The sequence below is a fragment of the Synechococcus sp. MVIR-18-1 genome, from assembly GCF_014279835.1.
Classification (GTDB): domain Bacteria; phylum Cyanobacteriota; class Cyanobacteriia; order PCC-6307; family Cyanobiaceae; genus Synechococcus_C.
Genome location: NZ_CP047942.1, coordinates 1,986,183 through 1,998,450, shown reverse-complemented (window position 1 = coordinate 1,998,450; position 12,268 = coordinate 1,986,183). Strand labels below are relative to the sequence as shown.

Sequence of the window (12,268 nt, the reverse complement as noted above, 5' to 3'; positions counted from 1 at the left end):
GGTTTCAGTTTGAAGGAGTGTGCTTTCCCCCAGATGGGTGATGGACTTGGACGCATTTCCGTTTTATGAAAGTGGGAGACGTCCACTCAAGGCATGGCAACCAGTAATCAAATTTGTGCCTGTGCTCCCTGCACCTGCGCAGTGTCTGTTGAATCCGCTGTCGAGAAAGATGGCAAGGTGTATTGCTCACAGCCTTGCGCTGACGGACACGCCGGTTCCGAGGAGTGCTGCAACAGTTGCGATTGCTGCTGATCTTTAGATCGTTCGGCGCATTGCCCTTCCGGACTCAATCTGCAGATTGCTCCCTTATGACCTGGGATTCACTGTGGAATTTCAAGGGTTGATGCACCCCTTCTATTGGCTTGGGTTCGTCGTCATCTCTAGTGGTGATCAGTTGGATCATGCGGATACGTTTCAACTGAGATAAAAAGCATCGGTACAACTTGAGCTCGCTCAAGGGCTTTATTAGTTGTGTGGTACCGATTGCTTTTACCGGTTACCCGTCGTTGATTCGATGTTGAAAGTATTTAGCCCTGGATATTTTGCTAAAGCAGAATTGATCGCAAAGTGAAGATGCCTTTATGGCTTGAAAGTGCAGGAGCATAAAAAACAGCTACAGCGCAAATGTCATGCTGCAACTGGGTTGGTGTTTGAAGCCGATGACCTGACTTGAACAGGCGACCCACGCTTTACGAAAGCGTTGCTCTACCAGCTGAGCTACATCGGCAGCTTTAGGAACTTAACATTTGGCATTGCGCAGCACAGGGTTTGAGCGACCGCGACTCTCAAAGACAGTTGGATCCAGAACTGAAGGCGAGGCTCTTACAGGAAGCGCGCACGCCTTGGCGGTCGCTAAGGCGCTTGCTCTGGCTCGCTCTCTTCGCTTCCGGAGGTCTTGGTCTGTTCGTTATGACCTTCAGAGTCACTGCTGGAAATGATGTTGTTCTCAGTGATCTGGTCATCCAGATCAGCGCTGTTGCTCTCTTCGGCAGCTTGCTCTGGTTCGATCGAACTCGAGAGACTTGAATCTGGCGCCTTAGGGAGATTCAGTCCTTCTGCGTTTGGGTCGTTCAAAGCGTTGGAGTCAGAGTCTGAGAGATCCTCCTCGTCCTGCTCGATGGATGGCTCAGGAGGTGGAGGCGTCTCGATGGTCTTTTGAGGTTCCTTCGGTTCATCAACTGTTGATGTGTTGACGTCTGCCGCGTCCCAATCCAACGACTCCAGGCGTAGAAGTCCCAATCCGAGTGAAAGCCTTGAGTCTTCTAGCTGGCGGTCACTCATCGCTACAGCCCCTTCAATGGCCATCGAAGGACGAGTGAGAAGCCAGATGGACTGAACCAGCTGATTCCATTGCCAAAAAATGATGGCCAGCAGTGGTGTTGCGATCAGCAGGCTTTGAAGGCGATGCCCACTTCTTAAAGGAGAAAGATCAGCAATCAACAGAGAGGATCGATCGATCCACCAGAACAGGACGAGCAGAAGAAGTGCCCCCGCCGCTCCACTCATTTTTAAAAGTAGGTTGTCTTGGCAGTGACTGATTTTTCGTTGCCAGGTTGTCCGCCCTTTTAAGGGTTGACGCACGAGGAGAAGGGAGCCCCAATCAACAGGGCGTTTCCAGAGCAAAACGGCAGGAGCAACAACGGCGATCCCCCAGCAGAGAAAGCGTTCCACAGAGGGCACCGGACCGAGATCCGAGCCAGCCAAGATCAACCGAAGCAGCTGTAGCTCCAGTGGGATGGCTCCAATCGCCACCAACTGGAGCCATAGAAGCGGCTCGTTGCGAGGCGACATTAGGTGGCGAGCTTGCGGCGCTGGGTCACGAGCTTGTAGCCCTCAACAATGTCGCCGTCCTTCCAATTGGCGAAGCGATCACAGCCAATACCGCATTCGAACCCTGTGGCTACATCCTTAACGTCGTCTTTGTTGCGGCGTAGGGAATCGAGATCTCCAGCGAAGACGATTTCTTTGCCGCGACGCACGCGCACCTTGCAGTTGCGTTGAAGTTTTCCAGTTGTGACATAACAACCAGCCACAGCGCTCTTGCCGATTGTGAAAACGGCTCGAACCTCTGCTTCTCCAAGGGACTCTTCCACAAGTTCTGGTTCCAGGAGGCCTTCCATGGCCAACTGGATGTCCTCCAGCAGCTTGTAGATGACGTCGTAGTCGCGAACGTCAACGCTATTGGCGTCTGCCGCTCGTTTTGCGCCTGAGGCCATCGAGGTGTTGAAGCCCACGATCACAGCGCCAGAGGCTGCCGCTAAATCGACGTCCGTTTCCGTGACTTCGCCAGGTGCGGACAGCAGGACACGGACCTGTACTTCGTCTTTCGGTAGCTGTTCAAGCGAGCCAAGGATCGCTTCCACACTGCCTTGAACGTCGGCCTTAAGAATGAGATTGAGCTCTTTGAGCTCGCCCTCTTTGGCCTGGCCAGACATGGCCGTGAGTGACACGCGACGTGACGCCATTTGTTGGGCCAGGCGACTCGCGCGGGCATCGGAGGCACGATCGCCGACGACAGCGCGTGCTGACTTCTCGTCGGGGTAGACCTCAAACTCGTCGCCTGCAGTGGGCACTTCGCTGAAACCAAGTGCTTCCACAGCACAGGAAGGACCGGCTTCTTTCAAACGGCCGCCGCCGTCATCCACCATGGCGCGCACTTTGCCGAGAACGGGGCCTGCGGCAAGCACATCACCAGTACGGAGCGTGCCGTTTTGAACCAGCAATGTGGCCACAGGACCTTTGGCCTTGTCGAGATGGGCCTCGATCACAGTGCCTTTTGCGAGTCGATCGGGGTTGGCTTGTAGATCCTCAACCTCGGTGACGAGGAGGATCATTTCAAGCAACTTGTCGATGTTTTCACCGCGCAGGGCACTGACGGGAACCATCACCACATCGCCTCCCCAATCTTCCGCCAGCAGGTTCTGTTCAGAGAGTTCCTGTTTGACGCGATCGGGAGAGGCTCCCTCTTTGTCGATCTTGTTGATGGCCACAACAACCGGCACTTCTGCCGCCCGTGCGTGGCTGATCGCTTCAAGGGTCTGAGGACGGACCCCATCGTCAGCCGCAACCACCAAGACTGCAACGTCGGTGACTTTGGTGCCTCGAGCCCGCATGGCGGTGAACGCCTCGTGCCCTGGGGTGTCCAGGAAGGTGAGCCTCTGAGGGGCATCGTTGTGCTGAATCTCTACTTGATAGGCACCAATGTGTTGGGTGATTCCTCCAGCTTCTCCAGCGGCGACACGGGCTTGGCGAATCGCATCGAGAAGGCTCGTCTTGCCGTGGTCGACGTGACCCATGACGGTGACGACGGGGGGACGGCGAATGAGATGGGCGCGGTCTTTCTCTTCGATCATCTCGACGGTCTTCTTGGCCGCCTCTTCGACATCATCCTGAAGCACAGGTACGCCGAATTCCTGAGCCACAGCTTCAATGGTGGGCATATCCAAGGTCTGCGTGACCGTGGCAATGACACCTTTGAAAAACAGGGATTTGATGATTTCAGAGCTCTCGATGCTGAGCATGTCAGCGAGCTCTTGCACCGTCAGGTTGTCCTCTGGGACCACGATCATCTCGGGCCGTACCTGTTTGGCTTCCCTTGCGGCACGAAGTTCCATCGCGCGGCGACGCTGACGCTGACGTGCGGTTTCCTTACGCCGCTTCCTGATGGCAGCAACTGGCTTCGGAGCTGGCTTGTGCTTTGTTCTTGGCTTGGAAGGACGGGCCAAGCTGGCCGATAGCACCATCGCCTGGCGTTCACCAGCGAAGCCTCCGGTCTCAGCGGTTAGGGCATCATCGTTTTCGCCGATGATGTGGACCTTTTGACGCTGTTTTTGAGGTGATTTACTGCGAAGCGCTTCCAGTTTTGCGCTGTCATCCCAGTCAGGCCGTCCAGGCCTGCGCTGACCACCAGCTCCTGGGCCAGGCCTGAAGCCTGGACGCCTTGGTGCTGATGGTGGCGTGGCTGTAGGACGTGAAACAGGCGCTGTGGCCTTGGCTCCTCCAGCGGCAGCCTCGCCGCTACGCGTGGCCACAGGTGTGCCATCAACACGTCTCGGTGGTGGCGCTGACGGTCGGTTATTCGGTTTTTGGAGCTGCATGAGCTCACCGGGGGCTACCGGCTTACGCATCCCTGGCATGCCACCAGGACGGGGGGCTCCCGGTCTTGCTGCACCAGGGGGACGACCTTGTCCGTCGCCGCGGCCACCGGCGCCGTCGTTACTGCCATCTCTTCGGATGGGTTTGCCGACCAATTCCAGCGAACTCGCGGCTGAGCGGGGTTGCCCCGGCTTAGAGGGAGCATCTCCAGGACGTGTTGGGGCCCCTGGACGTTGAGCTCCTGCAGGGCGTTGCGGCATGTTGGAGCGCTGGCCTGGAGGCCCGCTTGGCCGTGGACTCACGCCTGGGCGTTGTCCGATCTGACGGACGGGGGCACCAGGAGCAGCACGCTTGGGCTGTGGCCGGCCAACGAGTTCTGGTTTGGGTGCGGGTCGCTGCGGCGCCCCTCGGTTCACTGGCGCTTTCGGTTGCGGACGCGATGGCGGAGCGGTAGGTCGGGGGCTGCTGGCTTCGCTGCCAGGACGCTTCACCGGTGAGGTGCCTGTTGGCCTTGAAGGAACAGGTGCAGGTTTGGCCGAGGTGGGCCTTGCAGGAGCTGATGGAGCAGAAGCGGTAGGAGCGGGAGCTGAAGGCTTTGGAGCTGAGGGCGCTGCCGCAGGCTTGGGCCGTGGTGTGGGCGCAGACGGTGTTGCTGCAGAAGGTGTTGCTGCAGAAGGTGCTGGCGCTGCCCCTGCGGGGGCGCTTGGTCTGCTCACCGGCTTTTGTGGTGCTGCTTGACGCGACACGGGCTGCTGCACGATTTGGGGCAGGGGTGCCCCTGGTCGTGAAGGTGCAGACGGTTTGGGCGATGGTTTTGCTGCCGCAGGAGCCACAGGTTTGCTGGGCATCGAAGGGGCTGCTGGACTAGATGCCTTTTTGACCGAGAGAATTGCTTTTCCAGGCGCTGGCTTGGTAGGAGCAGACGCAACTGCACTCCCACCTTGCTTTAAAAGGTTTCGGATTTTGCCGGCTTCTGTATCGCTGATGGAGCTGCTATGGCTCCTTGCCGCGATGGACAGCTTCTCGGCGGCATCCAGGACATCTTTGTTCTCCAAGCCAAGGTCCTTGGACAACTCATAAATTCTGACTTTGCCGCTGCTGGTCATTCAGGTCTCCGGTCGGTCCGGGCACGGTGTGCCTCGGGGCTCCACACACGTGGTGCCAGTGTTCATCTTGCCTCAGCGGCTGCAACCCGAGATTCGGTGAGCCGCCCTTGCAGCGCCGTCATTAAGTCGTCAGAAACCTGGCAACGCAGGGATTTCTGAAGCTTTTTGCGGCGGCGAGCCTCTTCAAAACAGGCCTCAGTCGGACAGAGGTAGGCCGATCGGCCCATTCCCTGATCGAGGAGGACCCCCTCCTGATGGTCACGAATCACTCGCAAAAGCATGCTTCGGTCGAGCAGCTCACGGCAAGCGACACAGCGACGGAGGACGGGGCGCGAAACGTTCACCGGGCTCCTTCCTCGTCATCGCTTGCGCTGGGTGCAAGCTCAGAATCGGAAGCATCGCCCTGTTGTTCGGACTGATCTTCAGCCTGTATTTCAGTGTCAGCTGTTTCGACTGTCTCCTCAACAGCTTCTGCTACTGGCTCTTCTCCTGAAGCTTCAGCGTCCTGGTAATACTCTCCATCTTCCGTATATCCCTCCTCGTCTTCGGGAAGGGGATAGAGCTCACGAAGTCGAGCATCTTCTTCGGCCCTGGCTGCCTGTTCAACGGCTATGCGCTCTTCCGCCTCGCGCTGAAGAGCTTCTTCTTCCTCTCTCTGGGAGATGAGCTCAGCAACAACAGCATCTTCTGAGCTTTGGTCATATTCAGTTGAATTCTTGATATCAATTTTCCAACCCGTTAATCGAGCAGCAAGACGAACGTTTTGTCCTTCTCGCCCGATCGCAAGACTGAGTTGATCGGGTGGCACTAAAACATGGGCATGTTGCCCCTCGGGATCAACGAGACGCACCACTTCGACTCGAGCTGGACTCAGCGAGTTGGCAATGTATTGGCCGGGATCTTGAGACCAGCGGATGACATCAATTTTTTCGCCACGGAGTTCATTAACAACTTGTTGAATGCGTGAGCCCCGAGCTCCGATGCAGGCTCCAACAGGATCAACCTCTCTCTCGATGCTGTCGACGGCAACCTTGGTGCGTGGTCCTACTGATCTGGATGGAGGATTGGCTTCACGAGCGACGGCAACGATGCGAACGGAGCCCTCCTGAATTTCAGGAACTTCGTTTTCAAACAGATACACCACTAGCCCTGCATTGGCTCGACTCACAAAGAGTTGAGGCCCACGACGAGGCACCTCGCTCACCTCTTTAAGGAAGACTTTGAAGGTCGCGTTGGCGCGGTAGTTGTCGTTAGGGAGCTGATCGCGCCTGGGTAATTCAGCTTCCACCTCGGGACGTCCGAGACCTGAACTCACGGCCATGATGATCGACTGACGCTCGAATCGAATCACGCGCGCGGTCAGGACTGGGTCCTCAAGATCAGCGAATTCCTCCTGGATCATCCTTCGCTGCTGATCACGCAGCTTTTGAGCTAGGACCTGTTTGGTCGTGGCAGCTGCCATGCGACCGAAATCCTCTTTCTCGGGAGTGACGTCGAGGACCACAGTGTCGCCAGCTTGGGCGTCTTCAGCCACCTGCATTACCTCGGCTAATGCAATCTGGTGGTCCTCACTTTCAACGTCGTCAACAATGATTTTGCTGGCGAGGACCCGATAGCCCTCTTCGTCAAGATCGAGGGCAACATCAAAATTGCTGAAGTATTCCTCGTCAAACGGATCTTCACTGATTCCTAAGTAAAGAGTGCGCCGATAGCGCTCGTAGCCTTTTAAGAGCGCTTCCCGGAGGGCAGCTTCAACGACCTGAGGGGCGAGTTTCTTTTCCTCGCTGATGTCATCGATCAGGTTGCTGAGGCCGGGGAGAAGGACGAGAGCCATCGAGGACGTGAGTGAAAGTCTGGGAAGTGAGTGAGGTTGAAAAGAGGCTTAAAGGGGTCAGCCTGTGGGACTGGTGAGCTCAACAGAAATCACAGAGTCTCGAGAGATCTGTTTAATTCGCCCGTGAATACTGATCTTGATGTGATCTTCCGTTCGCTCTAAAAGGGTCCCGGAATGCCTTTGTTGCGTCCCTTCAGTGTCACGTTGAATCACGTCGACCGGATAGCGACGAAAAGTCTGGAAATCGCGATCCGATTGAAGATGCTCTCCGATCCCTGGGCTGCTGATTTCGAGGACATAAGCCTCGGTGAGAAGAGCAGAATTCTCCAGGGCTTGTCCCATCGGTGCACTGAAACCAGCGCAATCATCCAACGTCACATCGTCTCCGCTGGGACGGCGAATTTGGATCTGCACCGTCATCGGTTGCATGTGGGCTAGGGCCTGCAAATCAGCCAGCTCAAACCCATGGTCTAGGGCTGTGGCAGACGCCAATTCCTTTAGATCAGGGAGTAAGGGATGGGGCAAGAACAATCGGAAGGTTGTCGGGCACCGGCCCGATGGTTGATACAGCGATCACCCTCCCGGAGAGAGGAACTCACCAGGCCAATCAAAAATATAGTTGATTGGCCTTTCGCGGTTCAGTCGCAACCTTGTACCGAAATGCGGTAGCTGAATCCCGTTGCTCCAGGATCGTTGCCAGCACCAATTTTGAAGTTCACTTGGCTGACAGCTTTCCCTTGAGGAGTCTGGAATGGACCGAACTGAGCTCCAGTTCCCGTAGGTGGCTTCATGAATTCGTTGACAACTCTTAAATTGCTGCCGTCTGAAAATTTCAGAAAGGCTTCGATTGGATAGGACCCTGGGTTGCTATCTGTTGAGTCTGCCGTGAAGAAGAGTTTGTAAGAGGCAAAAGGTTGGTTCACGACAAAGTCGGTATTCCAGTTCGTACGGCCTATCAATGCCTTGTTGCGTTGAACTCTCTTTTTGACGATGTAGGGCTTAGGACCGTCGCCATTTCCGCCGATTGGCATCAAAAAGGTGCAACCCGCTTGAGCAGAGGGCGCGTGAGCAAAAATCAGCGACGAGCAAGCAGCAACCACCCCAAAAGTGGTGGCCAATCGAAAATCTTTAAGCGCAAGTGAAGGCATGTTTGTTGTTGAAATTGTTAGGGCGTTTTTACGCCCTTGTCTTCAATTTGTTCGAGAAGAACGTTGACGGGAATTTGGGTTGAAAAGCGGCAGGCACAAGTTTCACTGGAAGCCAAAGTTCCATGCTCCCAGTATTTGTTGCTTCCAGTACCGCCTCCGCAAAATCCGTAGTAGTCGCATTGATCACGGCAAAGCGATGTGCCAATTGTCATGTCTTGAAGCAATCGGCGAAACGTCTCAGTCTCAGCAGCACCGATAAGAGATTGATCACGAATATTTCCTAAATTAAATAATCCATACTTCTTCGTTTCAACGGAGAGCAATTCAGGGTCAAACGTGGAAAAATTGCCAGCTGAGTCCACACTCAAGATCGAGTATGGGCGATTCATTTCGTTTTGAAGCAGTCTTTGCCCGCCAGCCATCATTTCAGTGATTTGATCAAATTCACGCAGGCGAATTGGAAATCCGTCTCTTTGATTGCACTGCCAAAAGCACTTTAAGAAGTTGTGATATTGCTTTTCTCTGCTCAGTCCCTGCATGGATGAGCTTGCGTTAACGCCCTCCTGCTCTTCCACATTGAAGCCGAGATCATGAATCCCATTGTCACGGAAAAAGGAATACATCCTCTCTGGATCTTCCATGGCCGCACTCGTGAGTACGGCGATCGCATGGATGGGAATCGCGTGATCTTGAAGTTTTCGAATGCCACGCATTGTTAGAGCATGAGAGCCACTGCCATTGCGAAAACGGCGATGGGAATCATGGATCTCTTCTGGTCCATCAACGCTGACTCCAACCACAATTTGATTGCGCTTAAAGCATTCACACCAGGCGTCGTTAATCAACGTCGCATTGGTTTGCACATGCTGCTCAATCTGAACCCCTTGCTCCTGCAGCTCAGCTGTTTGTTCACGCACGATGGCACTGGCCTCGTCGTAAAAACTGCAGGGCAATGTGAGCGGTTCACCTGCATGCCAAAGGATTGAAAGATGAGGGCCCCAGAAGGGGCTCTCGTACACCCTGTTCAGCAACACAGGTAATTGGTTGAGATCAAAGATCCTTCGTTTTTGGCGATCAGGCAGGTAGCAGTAACTGCAATCAAGATTGCAGAGTGATGTGGCCTGAATCACCAAGAGGCCGATAGGTCCGTAATCAGAATGATTCACCAATTGGCGAAACCTGCGCGATAGCCATTGGCGAAGCCGCGGCCGCCGCCATTGCCAAAGGCGCGTCCACGGCCACCACCGTTGCCGAAGGCGCGGCCGTTGCCGTTGCCCCAAGCTCTGGCAATGGTTTGGCCCTCGTTGTGATCACTGGCCCCTAATCGCTCCCAAGCGTCACTCGAGAGCTTCTCAATGCGCTGCTCTAGAGCATTTCCTAGATCGGGCTCGCTGAGGACAGCTGAGTGTGATGCGTCGGTCAAGACAGTGCTTGAGGCGAGGATTGCAGCGATGCTCAGCAGAGTTGTTTTTTTCATGGAAGAAGTGAAATTTGAATGGTTTTGAGGAATAAAGCTCAGGAGCCTTTTGATAATTCAGCTGTCGTTGCGAGCACGATGGTGAAGAAATCGCCAATCATGTTTTCGCTGAGTCCAACTTGACTATCGGGACCAATCCACTTGTTGACGGCTGTGCGTACGTCCTTGTTGTCGTCCACGTAGGCGGTCAGCATCCGACCGATGGCCAAGTTGCTGTAATTCAGAAGGTGAGGGGTGGTGTCTGCAACAACACAGCCCACGCTGGATCGTGCATAAGGGAATGTGGGGACGAGATCAGCATCCGGAGCTGTGGCTGCTCGACTTGCTTTCAGCCAGAGAGTGTCCCCACCAAGGAATTCAACGGTTCCCTCTTTCAGGCCTGCGAGAGCTTCTGTGGGAGTCGAGAAGAATTGAAATTGGGCTTCATCTACCGATTTGGCTAACACTGCTGCTGCAGCCGTGTCTTTTACGACGCCAATTGTTTTTCCCTTGAGACTCTCTGGTGTTCCATCATTCCCCTTGGGTGCCAGTAGACGTACACCACTTGTTGCAAAGGGCAAGCTGTAAGTCAGTGTTCTTTGTCTCTCCCAAGTAAAGGCAACGCCACAGGCGATATCAGCTTCTCCGGAACGAATTTTGTTCAGTCCATCCTGGGCAGACTTGATCGAAACAGGCTCGATCACGATGTCGTCGGACTTGTTTTCGGTCGCTGATTTCAGCTGATCGCGGATGGCATTAAGCACCACGAAAGAAAGACCTTCGTACTTGCCATCTTTTTCATCAACCATGGGAAGCACATCGTCAACGACGACTGCTCTGAGCTTTCCTGTCTCAAACACGTTGCCCGTCTGACCTGACGCTCCACTCTCGTTTGTAGGAGCTGACTTTTGGCAAGCCACAAGGCCCACCGAAGTGAGGGCGATCAGGCCAGTAGCGGCCGCTTTAAGCAAGCGCATGATTGATCGTTGATGTCGTACCTAACGGTAGTCATAAACACGAATTTGGGACCTGTACCAGTCCAGGATTGGATCATGCACGATCGGGATCAGTTTTCGGCCTGAGTGCCTCCGACTTCAACAGGGGCGACGTCTTCGTAGCGATCACCAGGCTTCTCGGTGCCGCGTTGGGATGCGTCTTGATTGATGCAAGCAGCCTTCTGCTCACCTGTTTTTAGGTACTGACACACGCGAGCCCAAAGTTTGCTGCGACTCCCGGTGGCACCACGACTGAACAAAACCTCGTCGCCTTGATCAGCGTTTTCATTGATCTCGATCTGACAGAGCTCGCATCGAAGTTGTGCTTTTGACGACACGGTCATAGCTCTGCAGTGAAGAAAGAGTTGAACAAACTAATGCCGTGCTTCCTCTTCAAGTGAGTTGCATGGTGAGCGTGCGCCGTTCACAAGAGTGGGGCCACTAGCGTGACGATTCTTAAGTATTCACGACCCTTGGCCGCCGGCATGAAGGTTTTGCAAATCATTCGCTGTTGTTGCCTGACAGCCCTATTGGTCATGTCTTGCTTTGGAAGCCTTCCTGTTCACGCTGCTGATCTGTCGTTTACAGCCGGTGGCCACAGCTTTGTTGCCAACGCCGTCCGCGAGGTGGCGCCGTCGGTTGTACGGATTGACACCGAGCGCTTGATCGAGCGGCAGCCGTTTGATCCGAATTTGATCGATCCCCTCCTTCGTGATCTCCTGGGAGAACCGGGCTATGGGATCGGCCCTGAGCGACAGAGGGGTCAGGGGTCAGGGGTTGTGATCGATGGGCGTGGTCTGGTTTTGACGAATGCCCACGTTGTTGATCAAGTCACCACTGTGAATGTGACGTTGTCTGATGGGGAACAGAGAGATGGGGAAGTGATTGGACAAGATCCGGTCACCGATCTCGCGCTGGTCAAATTGTCCGGACGAGCCCTGCCCTCACCTGCAACGTTGGGTGACTCCGAGGCCTTGGAGGTGGGTGATTGGGCGATTGCGTTAGGTACTCCCTACGGCTTGGAGCGAACGGTCACGTTGGGGATTGTCAGCAGTCTTCATCGCAATATCAGCAGCCTTGGCTTTTCCGACAAGCGGCTGGATCTGATCCAGACCGATGCCGCCATTAATCCTGGTAATTCAGGCGGGCCGCTTGTGAATGCTTCCGGTGAAGTGATTGGGATCAACACGCTGGTCCGCTCTGGTCCAGGCGCCGGATTGGGCTTCGCGATCCCGATCAATTTGGCTTCCCGAGTTGCTGATCAACTCCAAAAGGATGGTGAGGTTGTACATCCCTACTTGGGAGTTCAACTTGTTCCTCTTACGGCTCGAATTGCGCGAGAACACAATCGTGACCCCAACGCTCTCGTTGAATTGCCGGAACGCTCCGGTGCGTTGGTTCAATCGGTTCTGCCCGATAGCCCTGCTCAACGTGCAGGATTACGGCGCGGTGATCTCATTATTCAAGCTGGCGACGACACCATTCGAGATCCTCAGGATTTGTTGAAACAGGTCGACCAAGCTGAAATCGACCAGCCGTTGCTGTTGCAGATTCTTCGCAGCGGGGGAGATCTGCAGCTGTCGGTGAAACCGGCTCCTTTGCCAGGAATGAGCTGAGAGCTCTTGCTACGGTCT

12 protein-coding genes, 1 tRNA gene and 1 pseudogene are annotated in these 12,268 nt (G+C 54.9%); 3 read left to right on the top strand and 11 right to left on the bottom strand.

The genetic code is table 11. From position 1 onward, the window contains the following. Window positions 1-93 precede the first annotated feature (93 nt). Window positions 94-252, top strand: coding sequence for a metallothionein (locus tag SynMVIR181_RS10810; protein WP_186523836.1), 159 nt, complete (start codon window positions 94-96; stop codon window positions 250-252). A 402-nt stretch (window positions 253-654) separates the two neighbouring features. Here the strand turns inward: SynMVIR181_RS10810 and SynMVIR181_RS10805 are convergent. Continuing rightward, a tRNA-Thr gene (locus tag SynMVIR181_RS10805) sits at window positions 655-727 on the bottom strand. Window positions 728-768: 41 nt separating this feature from the next. Here SynMVIR181_RS10805 and SynMVIR181_RS10800 point away from each other — a divergent pair. Continuing rightward, window positions 769-1,026: a DUF3493 domain-containing protein gene (locus tag SynMVIR181_RS10800; protein WP_370593847.1), complete on the top strand. Its 258-nt coding sequence runs from the start codon at window positions 769-771 to the stop codon at window positions 1,024-1,026. A gap of 204 nt (window positions 1,027-1,230) precedes the next feature. On the opposite strand, the pseudogene SynMVIR181_RS13330 reads toward SynMVIR181_RS10800, so the two are convergent. The 10 genes and pseudogenes from SynMVIR181_RS13330 to SynMVIR181_RS10755 form a co-directional block, all read right to left on the bottom strand. Further along, window positions 1,231-1,791 (bottom strand): annotated as a pseudogene (locus SynMVIR181_RS13330) (low-complexity tail membrane protein); the annotation flags it as partial. Further along, the gene (infB, locus tag SynMVIR181_RS10795; protein ID WP_186589232.1) at window positions 1,791-5,201 is read right to left on the bottom strand and encodes a translation initiation factor IF-2; all 3,411 of its coding nucleotides are present in this window, start codon (window positions 5,199-5,201) and stop codon (window positions 1,791-1,793) included. The gene infB and the pseudogene SynMVIR181_RS13330, both read right to left, overlap by 1 nt. Window positions 5,202-5,263: 62 nt before the next feature. Next, window positions 5,264-5,545, bottom strand: a complete 282-nt coding sequence (locus SynMVIR181_RS10790; RefSeq protein WP_186589231.1) for a YlxR family protein — start codon at window positions 5,543-5,545, stop codon at window positions 5,264-5,266. After that, complete coding sequence (gene nusA, locus SynMVIR181_RS10785) at window positions 5,542-7,035, bottom strand: transcription termination factor NusA (RefSeq protein ID WP_186589230.1); 1,494 nt, start codon at window positions 7,033-7,035, stop codon at window positions 5,542-5,544. The genes SynMVIR181_RS10790 and nusA overlap by 4 nt, the downstream gene beginning before the upstream one ends. Before the next feature lie 57 nt (window positions 7,036-7,092). Then, a complete protein-coding gene (rimP, locus tag SynMVIR181_RS10780; protein ID WP_186589229.1) occupies window positions 7,093-7,560 on the bottom strand; it encodes a ribosome maturation factor RimP in 468 nt (155 codons plus the stop codon). A 113-nt stretch (window positions 7,561-7,673) separates the two neighbouring features. Continuing rightward, window positions 7,674-8,183 carry a hypothetical protein gene (locus tag SynMVIR181_RS10775; RefSeq protein WP_186589228.1) on the bottom strand — a complete coding sequence of 170 codons (510 nt, stop codon included), beginning with the start codon at window positions 8,181-8,183 and terminating at the stop codon, window positions 7,674-7,676. 17 nt (window positions 8,184-8,200) lie between these two features. Further along, complete coding sequence (gene grrM / locus SynMVIR181_RS10770; protein WP_186589227.1) at window positions 8,201-9,349, bottom strand: cyclophane-forming radical SAM/SPASM peptide maturase GrrM/OscB; 1,149 nt, start codon at window positions 9,347-9,349, stop codon at window positions 8,201-8,203. Continuing rightward, complete coding sequence (gene grrA / locus SynMVIR181_RS10765; protein WP_186589226.1) at window positions 9,346-9,660, bottom strand: GrrA/OscA1 family cyclophane-containing rSAM-modified RiPP; 315 nt, start codon at window positions 9,658-9,660, stop codon at window positions 9,346-9,348. The genes grrM and grrA overlap by 4 nt, the downstream gene beginning before the upstream one ends. Before the next feature lie 38 nt (window positions 9,661-9,698). Further along, entirely contained in the window at window positions 9,699-10,616 is a 918-nt protein-coding gene (gene grrP, locus SynMVIR181_RS10760) for an extracellular substrate binding-like orphan protein GrrP (RefSeq protein WP_186589225.1), read from the bottom strand. Between the two features lie 89 nt (window positions 10,617-10,705). Beyond that, window positions 10,706-10,978 (bottom strand): hypothetical protein, encoded by a 273-nt coding sequence (locus tag SynMVIR181_RS10755; RefSeq protein WP_186523827.1) that lies wholly within the window; start codon window positions 10,976-10,978, stop codon window positions 10,706-10,708. 141 nt (window positions 10,979-11,119) lie between these two features. Here SynMVIR181_RS10755 and SynMVIR181_RS10750 point away from each other — a divergent pair, with 141 nt between their 5' ends. Further along, window positions 11,120-12,250 (top strand): trypsin-like peptidase domain-containing protein, encoded by a 1,131-nt coding sequence (locus SynMVIR181_RS10750; protein WP_186590635.1) that lies wholly within the window; start codon window positions 11,120-11,122, stop codon window positions 12,248-12,250. Window positions 12,251-12,268: the final 18 nt, after the last annotated feature.